The organism is Vibrio sp. YMD68 (assembly GCF_029958905.1).
Classification (GTDB): Bacteria; Pseudomonadota; Gammaproteobacteria; order Enterobacterales; family Vibrionaceae; genus Vibrio.
In genome coordinates, this window is sequence record NZ_CP124613.1 from 1268314 (window position 1) to 1289025 (window position 20712).

A 20712-nucleotide genomic window follows, 5' to 3' on the forward strand; every position below is an offset into this window, starting at 1 on the left:
AAACATCGACCTCTTGGATGGAAATAATATGTCTCATAAAGTAGAAACACATCACTGCGCCAATTGCAGTGCGGATACCGATCATGTCGTTGTTCTGGTCAGAAAGCAGAGTGCATTTAAAGGCCAGAAAAACAGAAAAATTAAAGAATTTTTCGCCGGTTTTATTAAAGGCAGTGCTCTAGGTGCATTTGTGGCTTCTATGGATGAATTTGAACGTCATCTTGTATGTAAAATCTGCGGTGAGAAGAGGGTTGAAGATTAACTGAATGCTGTCTTCACGCTAGTCAAAGACAGAACTTTTAGAAACAGCATGTTATGAGAAAGTGAGGGGGAATAAAACAGGCAATCGCGTTTTCACTTCACTTTTGCATCACTGACACATCAGCTATACAGTATAGAAACCTAGCATTATAAATGTGATTATCATCTATCAACCCAATGGGTTTTTCATTTCAGATAAGCACGAGAAAAATAGAGGTAGCAGGCCATGAAATTGAACTTTAATCTAGAAGATGCCAGCCAGATTTTTGTTGGCGCATTCGCGCTTGCTGTCCCGATTTCTTTTTCCGAAGAAGCGTGGCGACTAGGTGAAATCCTACCTTTCAAAAACTTACTGATGCTCTTTTCATTGTCGGTAATATTTTTAGCCTTATATACCTATGAAAGCGTATTTCAGCGAGATATCAAGAACAGAAAGATCGTCTTTCTTTTCCGTATTGTGACCGCCTATGTCATGGCGGCTTTCGTTGTTGCCTTAGTGCTGTATTGTATTGATAAGTTGCCTCTGTTCGTCGACCCTGGCATTGCTATAAATCGGATCATTGTGATTACAATGCCAGCATCAATGGGAGCTATTATCGTCGACAGCTTTGACAAAGAATGATCATGAGTAAGTCGGCGGAATCCATTTTAATACTACGTGCACATTCGTTGGCCGTTGACTTCTATAATGTTGAACGGTGTTTCGTATATATCCGCGAGCATATCCACCTGAATCACTTCTTTCACTAAGCCATTCGCGACGACTTTACCCTTCTTCAACGCAATAATACTGGAATAGCAGGCGGCAAAGTTAATGCCGTGAATAACGACTACCACCGCTTTATTCATCTCTCGAGCAAGCTTTTGAACATTACGCATGATATGTAACGAATGTTTAATGTCCAGATTATTAAGCAGTGAATACTGATTACTTACTAGCTTAATACTCACCAGTTTATAACTCACTAGCTTATAGTTCGCTAGCTTGTGATTCACGGCTAGCACCCTAAGCATACCAATACATTAAGCACTAACTTTATTGCACGCTAACTGTATTACGCACTAATGGTTAAGTTGTTTACCCATGTGCGTCGTAAGTATCGGTGGAAACACAAACCAAACTTCACGACTTCTTCCACCAGCATCAACGCAAACACAGATGCAAACGGCAGATCAAACACAAAAGCACCGATCGTGGTTAACGGAATACCGATCATCCACATCGAAATAAAGTCCATTCTTAAGCAAAACTGGTTTTCACCACCCGCACGTAATATACCGTTGATGATCACCATGTTTAGCATTCTCAGCCAGATGATCATCGCAAACAAACCCAGTGCCGGAGAAGCCAATGCGTATAACGTCGGATCATCTAGGTTCAACCACAGTATGACCTGTTCTTTTCCTAGAGTGATGGCCAAACTCACCGCCAAACCGACACTCAGAACAAACTTGATAAAAAACTGAGTCATGGCTATCGCTTGTTGAAAGTCATCACGCCCAAGGCTCTGACCTAAAAGTACCGAGCAAGCAGTAGAAATCCCAAAAAACGCCGAGTAACAAAGCAGTTCAAAAGGCCCCAACATACTGAACACTGCCAATTCCGTGGTGCCCATGTGCCCAAAAATCATTTGGTAGCTTAGCGTCCCCATTGCCCACAGTACGGCGTTGTACATAGTCGGAACCGCTAATGACTTGAACGAATTCATCAGTCGAGCGCCACAATCAAGTGTCTTTGCTGTTAATAACCAATGACGGCGACGATATAAGATGAAAACAAACATCGCGACTTGTAGAGCTCTGGATATACTGGTCGCCAACGCCGCACCTGCGACTCCCAACGCTGGTATACCAAAGCCGCCGTTAATCAATAAATAATTCAATGCAATGTTAATCGCAATCGTGATCGCCGCCAGTATCAGCGGTAGCATCGCATTTCCACTAGAACGTAAGCTTGATTCGATCACAATGATGATGTGAGTGAGCAGTAACACGGGCAATGCATACCATAAATATTCAGAGCCCAATTCAATCACACTCACATCCGTCGTTTGCAACAGCATAATTGAGCTTGAAAACAGAGTTATGATCACCGTCGCGGGCACAATCAGCTTTGCACCATATTTGAGCGCCATCACGGTCACGGTTTTAGCCGAAGAACGGTCACTTCTTCCCCAATATTGCGCCACTAATATTCCATTCGCCGAGCCAACGCCCGCTGCGATCATAATCGCGACAAACAACCATTTTGAGGCAATTCCCACAGCGGCTGTCGCTTCCATACCCAGATCACTCACCATCAAAACGTCAGCTAACGACAAAACAGCAACAAGTGCGCTTTGGATTGCTACCGGAAAAGCAAGCTTCGCCATGGTAGACATCATGTTGCTTGGTAATGAAGTGGAGTGATTTGTGTTGGTCGTGGTATGGTTCATAGTTATTCCTCATTCTGAGTAAGGAATATACAGTTCTAAGGAAAAATAAAACATGTTAGAAAGTAGCCAAAACCTGTTTGAATCCGTCATTGATCAAGATCACACTAAAAACAGTTGGCAGGATCAGGTTTATCTCTCAGATAAATGCCGAGAGCGTTTTCTGGGTCTTTCCGAAGTTCCTGAATTTGAGCCTATCGGTTTTTTCATGGCGGGTATGGCTAAGTTAGTGGATGGTTATATCGTTGAAAGAGAGCGTGTGGACGTGCACACACTCCTGTTCACGCTTGAAGGTGAAGGGCTGCTTACCTTGGCTAACCAGCGCCAAACCATCCCACCGAATTCATTGGTTATTTTACCGGCAGGGTTACCCTACCGTTTTGAACTCAGTAACAAGAGTAATGATTGGAAAATGGTGTGGCTATTGCTCTCTCCCAACGACAAATGGAAGTCGGTCATTGCTGGCGGTCAGGCCGTTGTGCCATTTCATCAATGTGAACAGGTGTGGTCGCTAATGAGCTTACTTCACCATGAAATATCCGGTCGTTCGAGTTACCGAAAGTTGCTCAGCAGTGAAATTGCTCGATTGTTGAGTCGAATGGAAGCGTCACCCTCGAACTCGACACTGCGTGTGCAAAGTGTGTTTAACCTGATCGAATCTCAACTTCACCTCGCATGGAGCGTGAAACAGATAGCGAAACAGTGCTTTTTAAGTGAAGAGCAGCTTAATCGTTTAACCAAAGCGTTGTTTGGTCAAACACCGCAAGAACGCCTGATTCATTTACGGATGGAAAAAGCCGCTGAGCTACTCCACCACAAAGAGTGGAGTATCAGTATGATTGCTCAACGGTTAGGGTATAAAGACCCGTACGCGTTTAGCCATCGCTTTAAGCGGTACTTTGGAGAGTCGCCGCGTGCGTACCGAAAACAACGCATTGCTAAACTCAACCCATAGCGGATGTTACTCAGTTACCATCACTTACACCTATTCTGATTCCGCCTATTTCGATTCCAGCGCTTATTTCGACTTCGGCTTACAGTGTCCAGTTCAACGTCTGCCAATTTGGGCGTCCAGCGTGCGCGAATAACTGAGTGCATGGATTCACCAGATATACCCTATCGGCACGCTCACATAACGGTAGATCGTTGATAGAATCAGTATAGAAATGGATGTCATCATAAGATGTCTCTTGTTCTAGAAGCCATTGGTTGAGACGTTCAACCTTACCTTCACGATAGGTAGGAATGCCTTCAATCTCGCTGGTGTAACACGGCCCCTTTACCACTAAATCAATGCCCATCGCCGTATCCACACCAATTCGTTTCGCCACCGCTTTAACGATGAAGTTGACCGTGGCAGAAATGACCATGGTTTTTATCCCATTGTCATTCAGCTGTTCAATAAGCGCTTTCGCTTGAGGATAAAAGCGCGGCATAATTTGCTGGGTCACACATTTCTCAACCAATTCATTCACTTTCGATTTATCCATATTGAGTAGTGGCGACATAGCAAAGGCGAGGTAGTCTTCCATGTCCAGTTCCCCTGCCGAATAGAGCGCCATCAAACGCTGATCTTCTTTAATAAAATCATCCGAGGAAACAATCCCTTGCTCTACAAGAAACGCATTCCACAACATAGAACAATCTGCAGCAAATAGCGTCTCATCCATATCAAACACATACAAAGATTTCGACACGTTAAGCCCTCACAGGTTGAATCTCATTGAGATTAAACAGTAGCTCTAACTGGCTTCCATCGGCAAATAATCGTTCCGATGACCGGTTAAGAAGATCGACCGTCAGCTCACAACGATTAATATCAACTTGGTAACGGATAATGTTGCCAAGCAACTGATGATTTTTGACCGTCGCTCGTTGCGGGGCTGAAATATGCGAGCCATATTTTCTTCCCAATTCTTTGACGTAAATCGATTCAGGACGAATCGCGACTTTCTGTTCTACGTCTAAATCGAAGAGGCTTTTGGCCGTCGTCGCATCGACCAAGTTGTAGTGCCCCATAAATCCGGCCACAAATTCGTTGGCTGGATGAGTATAGATCGACTCAGGTGCGCCTTGCTGAACAATTTCACCTTGATTCATCAAGAAAATTCGATCGGACATGATCATCGCTTCTTCTTGATCGTGTGTGACAAAGATCGTGGTCAAGTTTAACTCTTTTTGAATGTCTCTTATCTGCTGTCTTAAGTGCTTGCGGATTTTTGCATCGAGCGCAGATAAAGGCTCATCCAATAGCAATATTCTCGGTTTAACTACTAAGGCTCTTGCTAAAGCAACACGCTGACGTTGCCCCCCTGAAAGCTGGTGAGGATACTGCTTTTCTTTGCCTTTTAGTTCTACAAGCTCAATGACATGAGCAACTTCTTTGGTGATATCGGCTTTTCCCATGTGTTTCATCTTTAAACCAAAAGCGATATTGCCTTCAACCGTCATGTTCGGGAACAGGGCATAAGACTGAAACACCATACCGATGCCACGTTGCTGAGGAGCAAGATCGGTTATATTTTCACCCTCAACCCATATCTCTCCCCCTTCCACCGAATTAAGACCGGCTAGGCTTCGTAACAATGTCGATTTCCCACAGCCACTTGGGCCAAGCAATGTGATGAACTCCCCTTTTTCGACTGAGAAATCAATCCCTTCAAAGACAGTAGTGTCTCCAAATCGCTTTGTAAGTTGCTTAACGCCGACATAACTCATTGCTGTTCCTCACCCTGTTTTCTGTTCAATCGGCTCGCGAGCCATGTCAGTAAAAAAATAAATAAAAAGTAAGTCATCACTAATGCTGAAGTGAAATGTCCACTGGTTTGGCGCATGTTATAGAGATAGATTTGTAACGTTTCAAAACGTGTTCCTACAAGAATATTGGCAAAGACAAATTCACCGAGTAAGAACGAGAACGAGAGAAACAATGACGCAAGTAACCCCTTTTTAAGATTGGGGACAACCACCAACAAAAACGCTTGGGGGGTACTGGCACCTAGCAAGTGAGCGGCGTCCATCAAATCATTGAGGTTTATCGCTTCAAAGCTATTCGCAATCGCTCGATACATGAAAGGCAGAGCAATAGTGAAATAGGTGCCAATCAGAATCCACGGTGTTCCAACAAGAGGCACACTGCTGTCAGCATAGAGTTGTAAAAGCCCAACCGATGACACCACAGGTGGTACAGCGAATGGTAATAAAATCAGAATATTGAGTAGCTTATCCAGCTTAGGGAAATAGTAAAAGACCACAAAAATCGTTGGCAAGACCAACACCACACTCAAGGCCAACGCAGAGAAACACACAAACAGAGATCGACCGAATGCCGCCAAAAAACGAGGATCTGAGATCAGCTTGAAATACCAATCTAACGTAAAGCCATCAGGTAAAATGGTGGCGCCCCAACTCGATGATAGTGAGTACACAAGTGTCGCTAAGATCGGGATCAGCATAATGCCGACAATGGAATAAACTACAGTCTTGTGGTAGAGCATATTTGAATTACTTTGCAGCATGATAGCTCCTTGAAAGTAACCACTGATTGATCACCGTGATAAACGCTAGAATAGCAATGAGTATGGCCGAGATTGCCGCGGCGAGATTGGGTTCGAGGAAGAGATCACCAGACACCAGGCTCGCTATTCGTACCGTGATGACATTGTAATTACCGCCAGTCAGAGCATACACGCTGGCATACGCCCCCATGGCATTGGCAATCAGAATGATCAAGGTGCCTAACAACGCAGGAGAAAGAACAGGTAACGCAACTTGAACCCAGTACTGCCATGTCTTCGCCCCAAGAAGCGCCGATGCAGCTTGCCAATCATCACTTAAAGCATCGAAAGCAGGATAAAGCAACAGCACGCCCAACGGGATTTGAAAATAGACATAGATAACCAGTAACCCCCATTGGCCATAAAGATTGAAATCATCAATCAAGCCGTATTGCTTTAGCAGCAAAGTGACTGCGCCATTCACACCTAAAATAATGATGAATGAAAAAGCAAGGGGGACACCAGAAAAGTTGCTGCTCATATTAGTAAAAGCAATGACACCATCGCGAATTTTGCTATCCACTCTTCTTAATGATGTCACCAAAAGCGCAGAAACAGCTAACCCAATGATACTCGACCAGATAGATAACCAAAGACTGTTACCAAACGCTTGCAGCATGAAACTTGAATCCAACACATCAAGATAGTTTTCAAGGCCAAACGACTCTTCATAGATAAAGCTATTGATGAGTACCCAAACCATGGGTGCCAATTGAAACAAGTAAAAGAACAGTGCAAACGGGGCAAACCACAACGCAGGTTTTAATTTGCGCCATAATGTTGTTTTTCTTGTTGTTACTTTAATCTCTGTAGAATCAGGCTGATGGGGTAGGACGGTGTGACTCATAATGCGAATACTTCCGGTGAAAATGATTGGAGCAGCTCTTGGCAATAAGTTCTTAACGATAAGTGCTTAACGATAGGTTTTTAAAAAATAGCTTCTTAACAATAGTTTCTTAACAAGAATTTCTTAACAATAGGTTGTTGCTGTAGGCAGTCGAGGAGAAAATTAAGCACCAATACAAACCTTGGCAACAAACCATGGCACTTCACGCTTTGCAGGTAAAATACCACCATGAGAACAACAAGGAACACCTTGTTGTTCATGATGATTGTTTGCTGTTTCATTAAGGCTTACTGCTGGTGAATTAGGACATTTTCTTGCCATTGACGTGGCAATTTACGTGCGGATTTTTCCCACGCAGTAAAGTCGCTGACTGGGTGCACATTGCTGTACTGATCATTCGGTATCAGCTTGTCTTGTACCGATTGAGGAAGAACAACCGATGAACGAATAGGACGTGCATAGCCTTCAGCAAGGTTAATTTGTCCTTTGTCACTGAAGATATGTTCACGTGCTAATTTCGCAGCATTGGGGTTTTTCGCAAATTTGTTGATGATGGTGGTATAGCCAGAAATGACAGAACCATCTTGTGGAATATTTACCGAGAATCGTTCACGGTTGATTTGATCACGGTAATTGAGTGCGTTGAAATCCCATAAAATCGCCACTTCAACTTCCCCTTTCTCTAGATTAGCAATGCTTGGGTTGGTAAAAGACAGTCGGCCTTGTTTAGCCAGCTTAGAGAAAAACTCTAACGCGGGTTCCAAATTCGTCTCATCACCACCATTGGCAAATGCCGCCGCGAGTACTGCGTTATTTGCTTGCGCTGCAACACCCACATCACCAACAGTGACTTTGTAATCTCCTTTGAGAATATCGTCCCAAGACGTTGGCGCATTTTTCACAAGGTTGTTGTTTGAAATGAAAGAGATCGTACCGGTATAAGCCAAAGCCCAGTGCCCTTCTTTGTCCTTAGCCCAATCAGGAATGTCATTCCATGTTGTTGGTTTATAAGGCTGTGTCACCCCTTTCTTAACCGCAACGCGAGCAAAGGCAAAACCAACATCACCGATATCCGCAGTTGCGTTTTTCTTCTCTGCATCAAACTTTGCGATTTCCTGCGCTGAACTCATGTCTGTATCTTGGTGTTTAAGCCCGTAGTTAGCACTGATATCTTGCCAGGTATCTTTCCAGTTTGCCCAGCTATCAGGCATGCCGACACTGTACACCGCGCCTTCTTTTTGTGCGGCTTTGATAAGCTGTTGTACATCAGAGTCGCTTGCTAAAGCGGGTACAGAAACAAGCGTTGTCGCTAGTGCTAATGTCGTTGCGGAGGTAAACATCGTGTTCATTGTCGCTATCCTTATGGACTAGGTCAGTAAATTCGTTTTCATACTATTAAGTGAATGTTACAAATTCGCTTAGTTATAAAGACGCTTTTGTTGAGCTTATATGACGTTTTAATTTCACAGAAAGAAACGTAGGATAGGAACATTAATGGACTATTAGGAAATATTCTATGACATACAATGACGTTCTATTATTTTGGTTTGATGAATTAGGCCCATCTAAATGGTGGGTAAAAGATACGCAAATCGATACTCTGATCACGAGTCGATTTTTGTCTCTTCATGAACAAGCGGTCAAAGGAGAACTGTTCGAATGGCGATCCTCAGCAAAAGGACGTTTGGCTGAAATCATTGTGTTAGACCAGTTTTCTAGAAACATGTTTCGAGACACCGCTAGATCGTTTGCCTCTGACTCACAAGCCCTAGCATTGGCACAAACCGCCATTGAACTTGGTCAAGATCGTGAACTAAACGCGATCGAGCGAAGCTTTCTCTATATGCCCTACATGCACAGCGAGTCACTGGCGATTCATGATATTGCCGTTGAGTTATACAAAGAAAATGGTATTGAAGCGAATTTTGAATTCGAAATAAAGCATCGCGATATTATTGAAAAGTATGGCCGCTATCCGCATAGGAATGCCATTGTCGGTCGAGCATCAACCGAGGCAGAAGTCGAGTTTCTTACCCAGCCTAACTCTTCTTTTTAGTACGTTCTTTTTAGTGCATTAGTTTCGTTCGCGTTCCGTTTAATGTCGTTCCAGCTTAGTGCGGTTGACTCGATGTGTCAGATCTCATCAGAACGAATACAGATTAGCATTGAAAACCAAGCCTATTTTTGAAGTCATAGGCTTGGCATTTTCAATACTTAGAAGAAATCGATAGAGTGTCGACCACTTTTGTCGTCTTTGGTTTGCGTTGGTTGCTCTGCTTTTTGGCTTTCCGTTTTTTTACTGCCTGCTTTTTTGCTATCAGCTTGTCCACTGACCGAACGATTGCTCATTGACAGACTGCTACTGGTCTCTTTCTTCGCTGGCTTAGGCGATTTTTTCTTAGCTTGGGCCTTGTTCTTATTTGAACTGTGACTCGCTTTTGACTCTGCGGCTTTCTCTTTTTTGTCTTTTTTCTCTTGAGGTTCAGTGACTGGCGCATCACACACCACCACATAATACTCTTGGTTGAATTCGAAAAAATCACCGTTGTACATTTTACGACGTTTACGGGTTTCTAATTCACCATTAACGGCCACATAACCTTCCGAGATATAGTGCTTTGCTTCACCACCACCACCGACTAAGTTAGCAATTTTGAACACTTTATATAGCTCTATTGGATGAGAAGAGACATCAATCCCGATCGCTTCTATTTCAATTTCCTCACCGTCATACTCTTCTTCGTAAGAAGCATCATCTTCGTAATCAGGTTCTTGATAGTTTGGAGCTTGGTCGTGTTGGTCATGATTCATAGTGTGATCGCTAAATTAATCTGGTTGTCTTTAAATGATATGATCGGCAGTGTATACGTTCGCTTTGAACAAATAAACTAAAGTTACTTTCAGCGCTATTCAAGCCGTCTTATGGAATCATTTTATGCTTACTCCCATCGCAGTTAGGTTGACTCAAGGAACCGACTTAAAACACGCCGTTAAGCAGCTTATCACCCAACACAACATTCAAGCTGGTAGCATCGCTTCGTGTGTGGGTTGCTTGTCGTCTATTCATCTTCGTTTGGCTGGTGCAACAGAAACACTCCAAATGACAGCACCGTTTGAAATCGTGTCTCTTATGGGGACACTGACGCCCGACCACCAACATATTCATATTTCAGTCTCGGATAACACAGGGCAAGTGTTAGGTGGGCACTTACTCGATGGAAACATAATTGACACAACCGCTGAGCTCATCATTCATCACTATCCGAACCTTTCATTCACACGGGAAGAAGATGCCAACACAGGCTTCACTGAATTGGTGGTTCATAACCGAAAATGAAGAACTGAAAGCGACAGACTGAAAATGAATAGCTGAAAACGAATAACCCAAAGAGAATAACCCAAAGCGATTGATCTAAAACTGAGCGTGGGACGTACTAATAACAAACCTACCGCCATATGAGTGATCACAGTGAAACACATTAATACGCAGCAACTTACCGAAATGAACAACCGGTACAGAGCCCATTTAATCAACAGTTTATCGGGTTTTAAAAGTGCAAACCTCATTGGCTCGGTCAACGCACAGGGGCAAACCAATGTTGCTATGTTTAGTTCAGTGATTCACCTTGGTGCTTCGCCTGCGTTAGTGGGCTTCATTATTCGACCAGCCAGTGTTTCTCGCCATACGCTTGATAATATTTTGGAAACCCAGCAATACACCATCAATCAGGTCAGCGAAGAGTTTTACATACAAGCGCACCAAACCTCGGCTCGGTATTCTAGAGAACACAGTGAATTCCAACAAACAGGATTACAAGAGCAATACATCAACGGCTATGACGCCCCATTCGTTAAAGAGAGCATGCTGAAATATGCGCTAACGTTAAGAGAGATAGTGCCCATTACGCTGAATGATACGCAACTTGTGATTGGAGAAATTACCGACATTTTGTGCCCAGAAACCGTCATTAAAGAAGATGGTTACATCGACATAGAGTCACTTAAAACCACCAGCATATCCGGGTTAGATAACTACCATACCAGTCAGCGACTCTCTCGTTTGAGTTACGCGAAGAAAGACAGTATACCTCGATCCATTGCGCTCGATGGCGCCAAAATAGCAACCACGAGTTAGAATAATTCGACCGGTGACACCGATTAGGGAAGCGAACATGTTAACGATTTTTTATGACGGGCACTGTCCGATGTGTACCACAGAAATGCGCCATCTGAAACAACACGATACGGATGATCTCATCGAGCTTGTCAATATCCACCAAGACAATTTTGCATCTTGTTATCCCAATATTGAATTTTCAAAAGCAATGAAGATTTTGCATGGTACGTACCAAGGCGAACTTTTACTCGGTCTCCAAGTCACCCACCGCGCATGGACGCTAGTGGGGAAAGGATTTTGGGTCGCTCCGTTGAACTGGCCTGTCATCAAAACAGTCAGTCACTGGGTATATTTGGCTATTGCAAAATACCGTCATCAGGTGTCTGCTGTTTTGTCGAGACTGCCTGGCGTAACCGCTGAACAATGCTCAACGAACACCTGTTACGGTAAGTCGCCAAATCGTAAGGAAAGCCATCATAAAGAGCAGTAAGCAAAAGTCACGAACCATTAACTCGTTACTTTTCTAAATAGCCACTCAAGTGGGCCGGCATCAAAGCGTTTTAACCAAACCACGCTAAACAGAATGCTAAAGTCGATAAAGAGTAATGTACTGAAAAACACAACCGTCAGGGATGGGTTATCAAATAACCCCAGTATGTCTAATAACCCTAAACCCAAAACAATATGCCCAATATAGAGTGACAATGCTAGGCGTCCGGTTTTCGCTATCCATTCAACGACTATGCTATTTCTTCCTGAGTCAGCAAGCTGTAAACATGCCACTAATACTATTAATGCGCTGGCGCTGCTTGAGATAATGTATTGCGGCATCGGAGGTATCATTTCCCTACTGAGCAGCAGCAAGAGTTCTTGAATTTCTAATTCGGATAAATGTTCACCCGCCCCCATCACGAGTTCACGTAGCATGAAGAAACCGACTTCAACTGCGATTAATAGCGATAATGAAATAAACAGTATCTTCTTTCTTAGGGTCTTATCAAATAAATCGAATCGCCCTAAGTACATACCGAGTAAAAGAAAAGAAAACCAAGGAAAAACCGGATGAAAACCGTTAAAAAACAGTTGTTTTAGAAACCCATCGAAGGACCAAAAATTCACATAGGTTAAACTCGACCAATCCCAACCCTCGTCATAGTTGAACACCATCAATAAAACTGGAAACAAGACAATACAGACAACACTCATAGAGACTAACTGCCTGTTCGTTAAGGTAAAACATAAAGCAGAAAAAATAAAATAAGCACCATAAAAATGCAAAATGTCGGCAGGCCAAACTAGGCTAAACATAAGTCCAAGCACTATTAACGCCATGCCTCTTTTTACTATACGTATTCGGGCTTGTTTTAGTGCATGACCGTCCTTTGATTTGCGGGCCTTATTGGTCGCGACAGTGATACCAATACCCGCCAAAATGACAAATAAAGCCGCGGCTCGACCTTCAAAAAGAGCACTCAATGACAGCATGAATGGATGTCCGAACTCTACCTCCATGGCCACTTTATAGTTAACAAAAATCATCACAAAAACAGCCACTGCCCTAGCTAAATCTAACCCTGTATTCCTGGCTTTCATGCTCACTCCGTTGATCAGTCAATTCGATAACAAATAGAGTAATACAAAGCATCCACCGATTTTGTAAGGCTCTGTAAGTGACGGCTTACAGAGCCTTACTGAACAATTGAATTGGACTGCCTAAGATAATTCACATTATTTAAGGAGCCAGCGATGAAGATGAAAAATTGGATTATGACAGTGGGGATGACCGGTTGCGTTTTATGTTCCGCAATACTTAATGCAGCAGAGAAAAAGCAACAAAATGCAGGGACAGGGGAACTCATCGTGATCATCAATAGCGCCCGAAACGATCAAGGCCATATTGAACTGCACTTAATGAACAGTGCTGACCAATTTAACAATAAATCCCCTTCCTATTCGGTTTGCCATACAGTAATTAATAACCTAAAAGCGCAGTGTTCTTTTCAGTCATTACCCTACGGTGACTACGCTATTTTTGCCTTTCACGACCAAAATTCAGACCAAACATTAAATTATAACTTTCTAGGTTCTCCCACAGAAAAACTAGCGTTCAGTGCGGTCGACCTCGCAGACAATAACCAACCTACCTATTTACAAAGCCGATTTGAATTTAGCAGCCCCAAAGCTCAGCTGTTTCTCAATCTGCAATAGGAGTGATCAGCATGTTCAAATATCTCTTTCATGTAAGAGTCCGACAAGTTCTGGCTTTTTTAGGGGCACTGTTCATATTACTGATGGTATTGGATGACCTCGAAAAGTCGGTTGCGGCTCCTGCGCCCGCGCAAAACACAACCATCACTCCTTTGGTTTCACCAGTGGCGATTGAACCTGTTACTGATATGCCAACATTGCAACGCTTGGCGTTTGTTGAACCGGTAAAAGTCAGCCAAATTACCCCGCAAGTCTCGGGTACCATCATCGAAATATCAGAAGCGTTTAGAAAAGGCATGGTGTTACCGAAAGGCAAGACGCTGTTAAAAATTGATCCACTGCCTTACCAAATCACGTTGGCACAAGCTCAATCTGGCCTAATTGACGCAGAGATCGCGTTAAAAAATGCGGGCACACGTTTTGTCCCTGGTAGCTTAATGATCAAACAAGCGGAAGCACAACTAGAACTCGCCAAAATACGCTTTAAACACGCCCAGAAAAATCTGAACGCCACCTCGGTACGGTTGCCTTTTTCTGGTGAAATAAATGAAATTTCAGCTCGATTAGGGGAATTCATCAGTGTTGGTAGTAGTGTCGCCAGCGTATTAGCCGCCAAAGATAAAGAGATAAAAGTCCAAATAAGCAGTGATGACTTTGCTTTGTTAAGTCATGAGCTAAGACAACAAACGATCACCTTAGACAGTTTAGACGGCCAGCAACAATGGTTGGCAAAAATCATTGGCGTTAGCCAACACGCGAATAACTTGCAAAGAACACTCTACTTACAGGTCGCTAACGCGACATCGCCCATTTATGGCCAGTATTTATACGCCCATTTACCCATTCAAGGTTGGCACCACACCGTTAGCCTGCCAGAAAGTGCATTGACGCTAAAAGGTGAAGTCTGGTGGATTGATCAACATCAGCGCCTGAGTAAATCCTCATTAGAAAACTACTTAATTAATAACAAACGCGTGTACTTCTCTGCTGCTGAAGGTGTTGCTAAACATGCTTTGCTGTACCCAAGCCGTTCTTATACTAAGGGCATGCAAGTGCGCCTCAATGCAAAATTATAGGAGGTCATCGTGATCACTTGGTTTACACGTCACCCGATCGCTGCAAATTTATTGATGATTATATTATTAGTCGGTGGTGTCTTGTCTGCGAATAATATGCGTAAAGAGATCATCCCTAAATTACCCGCCAGTGAAATTAGTGTTACCGCATTTTATGAAGGACGCAATGCACAACAAGTTGATGTTGAAATAACCCAAAAAATTGAACAAAGCTTACAAGGTATCGCGGGTATTAAAGATATTCGGTCTTCGTCATCACAAAGTAGCGCTTACGTTACCATTAAAAAGCAGCTGGATTACCCCATGCAAGTGTTACTCGATGATATCAAGTCTGCCGTGGATAACCTCTATGACTGGCCTGAGCTTGCAGAAAAACCCCAGGTGCAAAGGAAAGAAGACAGTTTTGATGCCTTAATTGTGCAGTTATCAGGGGATAGCGATAAAGACAGCTTAATTAAAGTGGGGAAAGAGCTTAAACGAGCCCTCCTAGCCAACCCCAAGATCCATAAAATTGAGGAATATGGCGCGAACCAGTATGCCATTTCAATCAATATCAACCCACACAAAGTCCGTGAATTAGGGCTTACTTTCGATCAAATAGCACATGCCATTCGCCAGCAATCGACTCGAAATAAAGATGGGTTATTAAAAACAGACAATGGACAGATTTTACTCTACACCAGTCATCTAGCAACCCATCAACGAGAGTTATCCGAGCTCATCATTAAAACCTTTGATCCTGAAAAAGAAGATAATGGACAAAAAATTCGCCTCGAAGATGTCGCAACCATTAACGATGGTTTTGTTGAGCATGACAGTAAACTGCGTTTTAACAACCAATTAAGCCGTGCGTTTGCCATCAAGATGTCGGCAAAAAGCGATGTATTGGAAATATCGGAGCAGGCACACCTTGTTGTCGAACAATTTAAAAAAAGTTTACCCAATAATCTGCACATTACCCTTTGGTTTGATGCCAGCCAATACGTTGAACAACGCTTAGACCTGCTTGAAAACAGCGCCCTACAAGGGTTTATTTTAGTGTTCATTATTCTTAGCTTGTTTTTACAAATACGCTTAGCACTTTGGGTGGCATTAGGCTTACCCATTGCCATTTCTGGCGCTTTTATCGTGCTTGGGCCTCTCGGTTTTCAATACACGATTAATGAAGTCACCACCTTTGGGTTTATTTTAGTGTTAGGCATTTTAGTTGACGATGCTGTCATTGTCGGTGAAAGCATCTATTCCCAGAAACAAAAAAGTACAGACTTCTCACCAGCGACGAATGATTGGCAAGCGACCATCGATGGCGCTAAAAAGGTCGCGCTACCCACTATTTTTGGCGTCTTGACCACAATTGCAGCGCTGGTTCCTATGACCTTTTTCCCTTCAGAAACGGGACGTCTCTTTGCAGGTTTTGCATGGGTAATGATCATCGCATTGCTTTTTTCATTACTGGAATCAAAGCTTATCCTACCGGCTCATTTACGTAACATTACCGTCCCTAAAACGGTCAATAACAGCCAGATAAAAACACATCTTCAGCGACTCCGGTGGTTACCGCAAACGCTCTTAACTACGTTTAATCATCGTATTTATTCTCGGCTTCTCACCCTAAGTTTACGCTATCGTTATGCCTGGCTAACCGGCTTCATTGCACTGTGCATCGCTGTGTTAGGTGCACTCTATCAAGGAAAAATCCGTAGCGTACTGTTTCCCGATGTGCCTGGAGACCTCATTATTTTCTCTGTTGAATTAGAGAACAATGCTCCCCTTACTTTAATCCAACAAGCGCAATACAACATTGAAGCGGTTAGAGACCAGATTAATCAGAATTACCAGTCTGACTATGACCTTCAGGGTAACGTGATCGATAAAAGCTTATTAGTGATGGACGAACAAGGCAGCATCACTGTTTTTGCACAGCCTTTAGACAGAGAACAACGGCCAGGAACCAGCCTCAAAAGTATTGCAGAGGCTTGGCGAGCCCCTATTCGTTTGTTAGAAGGGGTAAAAAGCAGTGAAGTTATGATTTCTTTAAGTGGATCAGGCGATAGTGCTACCTCAATCGTTCTACAACACCCCAATAAAGACATACTCAAAGAAATATCAACACAAGCCAAACATTGGTTTAAACAACAACTGGGGATGACCAATGTCAAAGAGCAACAAGCTAAGCACATGCCACAGCTTATGTTTTCTCTCAAAGAACAAGCACTCACCTTAGGTTTCACGCACAAATCACTGGCCGACCAGTTAGCCGCGGCTTATGGCGGCTTGGAAGCGGATCGTTTTTACCGAGATGGTCATAACATCAAAGTGACTCTGCAGTTAGATCGCGCCTTAAGAGACTCTCGCAGTGATTTTTCACAGATGCTCGTTTTCAATGATCAAGGAGAAAGCTTCCCACTTCTTGCGGTAGCAGAGATAACACCTCACTACATTAACAACTCTATTCAACGTGTTAATGGGTTGCTAAGCCGCAGCCTTTTATTGGAAATCGATAAATCAGTGACGTCGCCAGAGCTGATTTACCAACGTTTTGAGGAACAATTTGTTCAAAGAATAAAAACGTCATACCCACAATTCAACAGTAAACGTTCGGGGCAATTAGCCGAGACACAAAGCGCGAACAAAGGTCTCACCCAGGCTTTCATTATTGCTCTACTGGCCATTTATGTTCTGTTAGCTTTGCCGCTAAAGCGTTATGGTCAGCCTCTGATCATCATGGCCGCCATTCCCTTTGGACTTGTGGGCGCGATTCTTGGTCACCAGTACCTCGGTTTAAGCGTTAGTCTCTACTCTTGGCTAGGCATGCTTGCTCTATCCGGTGTTGTGGTTAACGACAGCCTGCTTATTGTTAACGCTTATAACCAGCACCGCCTGCGCAATGATGTCCAAGATAATGCTCAAGATAACACTCTAGCCCATCACTTGTGTTCTGCTTGTCAAGAACGCTTTCGAGCCATTTTTTTAACGACGTTGACCACATTTGCAGGTTTGTACCCGTTACTGAGCGCTCAATCTGAACAAGCTCAGTATCTCATTCCCGCCGCTGCATCAATGGCTTACGGATTGCTATTTTCTACGCTCATCTCGTTATTTCTTATTCCGATTCTATTGCTTATCAGCAGTGATCTTAAACATTTTCTAATCGGCCCAACTGTTCGCAAAGTACCACTTGGCAGAACACCTCTTCCAAAAGCAGCACTTAGCAAGTCACCACTTCGAAAAGCACCATTAAACCATAAGGAAACCCAATGAAACTAAGCGTACAAAATAGCGGTCAATGGTTACTCGTTGCCGTACTCAGTAGCCCAGTAACAACGCAAGCTGAAGGCGTCTTCAGTCTTGGTCTAGGCGCCTTTAAAGGCGCCAGCGAATACAAGCAAACAAAAGGTAAAATTTATACGATTCCTTTTGTTTCTTATGACAGCGAGGCATTCTCAGCCAGTACTCTCTCTGCCAGCTATCACATGCCTTTGTCACACTCCTTTTGGTTTGATGCAACCGCTGCCCTGCGTTTGCAAGGGTTTGACGAAACATTAAGCGCTTATACCAAAGGATTGGCGGAACGAGACTCTAGTATTGATGCGGGTTTTGCCGCAAACTACCTAAGCCAACACTTAGGGCTTGTTCGGCTCCATGTTATGCATGATATTAGTGATACTCACCAAGGGTATGATGTGAAACTGTCTTACCAGTACCCTTTGAATCTACAAGAATGGGAAATTACCCCCTCCATTTTTGTACAGCATGAAAGTGATAAATTAGTGGATTACTATTATGGTGTCAGAAGCAGTGAAGCAGAAGCTTGGAGAGTATTTTATCAGGGCAGATCTGCGCTACGTTATGGTGCGGGTATCAATATCACGTACAGTTTCGCGCAAAATTGGTCACTGTTTATGATGGCAGACATTGTTCAATTTTCAGAGGGCATTACTGATAGCCCTCTGGTGGATACTGATACTACTTTGTACTCAGGCCTTGGGGTTTATTACAGCTTTTAAATACCACCATAAAGCACGCACCGCCCAGTGAGCTATCTTTGATGGTTAACTGGGTATTGTGTTTATCCAAAATGCTTTTAACGATGGCAAGTCCTAGCCCAAAACCTTCATTATTTCGGCTGCTATCAAGCTTCACAAAAGGTTGCATGATCTGCTCTTGCGACTCTTTTTTTATGCCTATTCCATCATCTTCAATCAACACCACACATTGCTGATTTCGATTAATCAAACTAATTTTAATCTGGCTGTCAGCAAACTTAAACGCGTTGATAATGAGATTTTCAAAGCAACGATTTATCAGTTGCGGATCGCCATCTATCCAAGCAGGTTGCAAATCTAAACTGCATTCAATACATGGGTATAGCACCTTCACTTTGTTGACGGTGTTGATTAACAATTCGCGGAGTTGCAGGTTTTCCGTATCGATTGCGGGTTGGCTGCCCATTTGTGCATAAAAAAGCCACTCATTGACCAAGCTATCCAGCTCATCTAAATCTAAATCCATGTCCTGTAGCTTGTCTTGGTATTGCTCAACCGTTTGGCACCCCCGACTCATATCGAGTGCAAAGCGCAAACGTGCGATGGGAGTACGTAAATCGTGAGATACCCCATGAACTAATGTCCGTTGTTCTTGCAACAGAGCTTCTATTTGGCTCGCCATTTGGTTGAAGGTGTTAGCCAGCAAAGAATAAGGCGCTGCGGTTGTGGTGTCAGCACGAACACCAAACAAGCCCCTTCCATAAGCCTGATACACCTTGCTGAGTTTTCTTACCTGCTTTTTATGTTGATAAACATAACAAAAAATAAATACAGCAATACACATTATGACGATGCCTAAAAAACTCAGCAGGTACTTGTGAAGCAATCCATGGCTGCCGTAATTCTTTGTCATGATCAGGTAGCAATCACAACCTGAATGATGGTAATACAGATTAATATTATCAATAGCCCAACCACTGCTAATGTCAGCAAATACCTCACTGCCCTTCAATTGTTCTAGCATTGGCTCTGGTAAATCAATATCAGCGTACGTCTTTAAAGAAAATCGGTAACTAAAACGTTCAGCCCAATAACTTAAGCGAGCTTTTTTATCTTGGTGGTTAAAGACATCCTCTGAAACAACTTGGTTAATACCACGCGTATAGGCTAGCTCGTCTTGCTTAATCGCCTGAATGTACAATGGGTCTAAAACAATAGCGGCAAAAAAAATAGCAAACACAATGGTGGCGGAAAGGTACATAAAAAGGGAACGAAACATAGTTAGACTGACCTTTAATACTATTCTTGTACCAAGATATAACCTTTAGCACGCACGGTTTTGATGTATTTATAAGGAGGTTGGCTATCCTTGAGTTTTCTTCGCAAAGAGCTAATGCGCATATCAATCGAACGGTCAAAGCCATCGTATTCTAAATTGCGCACTTCGCTGACCAGCATATCTCGGTTTAACACCACGCCAGGATGATGCATAAAGTAACTCATCATTTCCAACTCTGCCGCACTAAGCTGAAGACTTTCATTCGCTAAACAAAATTCACGAGAATTAACATTCAAGGTAAGATCTTGCACTTTCAGCAGATTCTTATCGCTGACGGTTTGAACGTGGTTATGGTTAAGACGAGAAAGGGCACGAAGTCGAGCCGACAAAATATGGGGACGAAGTGGTTTGGTGATGTAATCATGAACACCAAGATTTAGAGCGGATACCTCTAAAAACTCATCTTTTTTTGCCGTGATCATAATAATGATGCCTAAAAAATCAGGAGAGATTTGTTTTAACACCTGCAATCCATCGCACCCCGGCAGCATCATATCTAATAATACGATATCAGGTGTCACTTGATTGATTTGTTGAATAGCCTGTAGGCCATCATAAACGCAGCTGACTTGATAAGATTCTGCTTTCAACATATCGGCCATCATGTGACTTAAGCGCTTATCATCTTCAACGATCAAAACATGTGTATGAGATAGATCCATGCCCACTCCCAGTAAAAACTGACCTTATAACCCATTATGCATAATTGACAACCATACATCCAAGCCATTATTTGTGGAAACAACATACTTTAAATCTATAGTGACAGTACTTGAGTATATAATTTTTCGAGCATGAGGAATGTAAGCCTATGTAAGCACGGTGTACCTCCACAAGATGTTCAAAATCGCCTCGTTATCCACCCCAAAAATGGTCGTCCAACTGATTA

Annotated in this window: 21 protein-coding genes and 1 pseudogene; 11 read left to right on the plus strand and 11 right to left on the minus strand. The window is 43.1% G+C overall.

Going from position 1 to position 20712, the window contains the following annotated elements; all coding sequences use genetic code 11:
• The first annotated feature begins 28 nt into the window (after positions 1 to 28).
• Both QF117_RS05620 and QF117_RS05625 read left to right on the plus strand, forming a co-directional pair.
• Positions 29 to 262, plus strand: a complete 234-nt coding sequence (locus QF117_RS05620) for a hypothetical protein (RefSeq protein ID WP_282385260.1) — start codon at positions 29 to 31, stop codon at positions 260 to 262.
• Between the two features lie 225 nt (positions 263 to 487).
• The gene (locus QF117_RS05625) at positions 488 to 883 is read left to right on the plus strand and encodes a DUF2391 family protein (protein ID WP_282385262.1); all 396 of its coding nucleotides are present in this window, start codon (positions 488 to 490) and stop codon (positions 881 to 883) included.
• 32 nt (positions 884 to 915) lie between these two features.
• Here QF117_RS05625 and vctC read toward each other — a convergent pair.
• Together vctC and QF117_RS05635 are read right to left on the minus strand one after the other, a co-directional pair.
• Positions 916 to 1176 (minus strand): annotated as a pseudogene (gene vctC / locus QF117_RS05630) (iron chelate ABC transporter ATP-binding protein VctC); the annotation flags it as partial.
• A 140-nt stretch (positions 1177 to 1316) separates the two neighbouring features.
• Positions 1317 to 2696 carry an MATE family efflux transporter gene (locus QF117_RS05635; RefSeq protein ID WP_282385263.1) on the minus strand — a complete coding sequence of 460 codons (1380 nt, stop codon included), beginning with the start codon at positions 2694 to 2696 and terminating at the stop codon, positions 1317 to 1319.
• Positions 2697 to 2748: 52 nt separating this feature from the next.
• On the opposite strand from QF117_RS05635, the gene QF117_RS05640 reads away from it, so the two are divergent.
• The gene (locus tag QF117_RS05640; protein ID WP_282385264.1) at positions 2749 to 3648 is read left to right on the plus strand and encodes an AraC family transcriptional regulator; all 900 of its coding nucleotides are present in this window, start codon (positions 2749 to 2751) and stop codon (positions 3646 to 3648) included.
• 79 nt (positions 3649 to 3727) lie between these two features.
• Here the strand turns inward: QF117_RS05640 and QF117_RS05645 are convergent, their stop codons facing one another.
• The 5 genes from QF117_RS05645 to QF117_RS05665 all read right to left on the minus strand — a co-directional run bounded on the left by QF117_RS05645 (position 3728) and on the right by QF117_RS05665 (position 8446).
• Positions 3728 to 4363 (minus strand): HAD family hydrolase, encoded by a 636-nt coding sequence (locus tag QF117_RS05645; RefSeq protein WP_282386163.1) that lies wholly within the window; start codon positions 4361 to 4363, stop codon positions 3728 to 3730.
• Between the two features lie 28 nt (positions 4364 to 4391).
• A complete protein-coding gene (locus QF117_RS05650; RefSeq protein WP_282385265.1) occupies positions 4392 to 5411 on the minus strand; it encodes an ABC transporter ATP-binding protein in 1020 nt (339 codons plus the stop codon).
• The gene (locus QF117_RS05655; protein WP_282385266.1) at positions 5408 to 6211 is read right to left on the minus strand and encodes an ABC transporter permease; all 804 of its coding nucleotides are present in this window, start codon (positions 6209 to 6211) and stop codon (positions 5408 to 5410) included. Before QF117_RS05655 ends, QF117_RS05650 begins: the two co-directional genes overlap by 4 nt.
• A complete protein-coding gene (locus tag QF117_RS05660; RefSeq protein WP_282385268.1) occupies positions 6198 to 7097 on the minus strand; it encodes an ABC transporter permease subunit in 900 nt (299 codons plus the stop codon). The genes QF117_RS05655 and QF117_RS05660 overlap by 14 nt, the downstream gene beginning before the upstream one ends.
• A 287-nt stretch (positions 7098 to 7384) precedes the next feature.
• Positions 7385 to 8446 carry an ABC transporter substrate-binding protein gene (locus QF117_RS05665; RefSeq protein WP_282385269.1) on the minus strand — a complete coding sequence of 354 codons (1062 nt, stop codon included), beginning with the start codon at positions 8444 to 8446 and terminating at the stop codon, positions 7385 to 7387.
• A gap of 167 nt (positions 8447 to 8613) precedes the next feature.
• Between QF117_RS05665 and QF117_RS05670 the strand changes: the two genes are divergently transcribed.
• Complete coding sequence (locus QF117_RS05670; RefSeq protein WP_282385270.1) at positions 8614 to 9153, plus strand: DUF924 family protein; 540 nt, start codon at positions 8614 to 8616, stop codon at positions 9151 to 9153.
• Between the two features lie 158 nt (positions 9154 to 9311).
• Here QF117_RS05670 and QF117_RS05675 read toward each other — a convergent pair whose 3' ends face one another.
• Positions 9312 to 9908, minus strand: coding sequence for an RNA-binding S4 domain-containing protein (locus QF117_RS05675; RefSeq protein WP_282385271.1), 597 nt, complete (start codon positions 9906 to 9908; stop codon positions 9312 to 9314).
• Positions 9909 to 10032: 124 nt separating this feature from the next.
• Here QF117_RS05675 and QF117_RS05680 point away from each other — a divergent pair, with 124 nt between their 5' ends.
• The 3 genes from QF117_RS05680 to QF117_RS05690 all read left to right on the plus strand — a co-directional run bounded on the left by QF117_RS05680 (position 10033) and on the right by QF117_RS05690 (position 11704).
• Positions 10033 to 10434 carry a PPC domain-containing DNA-binding protein gene (locus tag QF117_RS05680; protein ID WP_282385272.1) on the plus strand — a complete coding sequence of 134 codons (402 nt, stop codon included), beginning with the start codon at positions 10033 to 10035 and terminating at the stop codon, positions 10432 to 10434.
• 132 nt (positions 10435 to 10566) lie between these two features.
• Positions 10567 to 11232 carry a flavin reductase gene (locus QF117_RS05685; protein WP_282385274.1) on the plus strand — a complete coding sequence of 222 codons (666 nt, stop codon included), beginning with the start codon at positions 10567 to 10569 and terminating at the stop codon, positions 11230 to 11232.
• A gap of 37 nt (positions 11233 to 11269) precedes the next feature.
• On the plus strand, positions 11270 to 11704 hold the full coding sequence (locus tag QF117_RS05690; protein WP_282385276.1) for a DUF393 domain-containing protein: 435 nt from the start codon (positions 11270 to 11272) through the stop codon (positions 11702 to 11704).
• Between the two features lie 17 nt (positions 11705 to 11721).
• Here the strand turns inward: QF117_RS05690 and QF117_RS05695 are convergent, their stop codons facing one another.
• Positions 11722 to 12807: a DUF418 domain-containing protein gene (locus QF117_RS05695; RefSeq protein ID WP_282385277.1), complete on the minus strand. Its 1086-nt coding sequence runs from the start codon at positions 12805 to 12807 to the stop codon at positions 11722 to 11724.
• Positions 12808 to 12960: 153 nt separating this feature from the next.
• On the opposite strand from QF117_RS05695, the gene QF117_RS05700 reads away from it, so the two are divergent.
• The 4 genes from QF117_RS05700 to QF117_RS05715 are packed head-to-tail and all read left to right on the plus strand — an operon-like array spanning position 12961 to position 18505.
• Positions 12961 to 13422: a DUF2141 domain-containing protein gene (locus QF117_RS05700; RefSeq protein WP_282385278.1), complete on the plus strand. Its 462-nt coding sequence runs from the start codon at positions 12961 to 12963 to the stop codon at positions 13420 to 13422.
• Positions 13423 to 13433: 11 nt separating this feature from the next.
• Positions 13434 to 14498 (plus strand): HlyD family efflux transporter periplasmic adaptor subunit, encoded by a 1065-nt coding sequence (locus QF117_RS05705; protein WP_282385280.1) that lies wholly within the window; start codon positions 13434 to 13436, stop codon positions 14496 to 14498.
• Positions 14499 to 14507: 9 nt separating this feature from the next.
• Positions 14508 to 17759: an efflux RND transporter permease subunit gene (locus QF117_RS05710; RefSeq protein WP_282385282.1), complete on the plus strand. Its 3252-nt coding sequence runs from the start codon at positions 14508 to 14510 to the stop codon at positions 17757 to 17759.
• Positions 17756 to 18505, plus strand: a complete 750-nt coding sequence (locus QF117_RS05715; RefSeq protein ID WP_282385283.1) for a MipA/OmpV family protein — start codon at positions 17756 to 17758, stop codon at positions 18503 to 18505. The genes QF117_RS05710 and QF117_RS05715 overlap by 4 nt, the downstream gene beginning before the upstream one ends.
• On the opposite strand, the gene QF117_RS05720 is transcribed toward QF117_RS05715, so the two are convergent.
• Positions 18465 to 19763, minus strand: a complete 1299-nt coding sequence (locus tag QF117_RS05720) for an ATP-binding protein (protein ID WP_282385284.1) — start codon at positions 19761 to 19763, stop codon at positions 18465 to 18467. The genes QF117_RS05715 and QF117_RS05720 overlap by 41 nt on opposite strands.
• Before the next feature lie 20 nt (positions 19764 to 19783).
• Positions 19784 to 20485, minus strand: a complete 702-nt coding sequence (locus QF117_RS05725; RefSeq protein ID WP_282385285.1) for a response regulator transcription factor — start codon at positions 20483 to 20485, stop codon at positions 19784 to 19786.
• Positions 20486 to 20712: the final 227 nt, after the last annotated feature.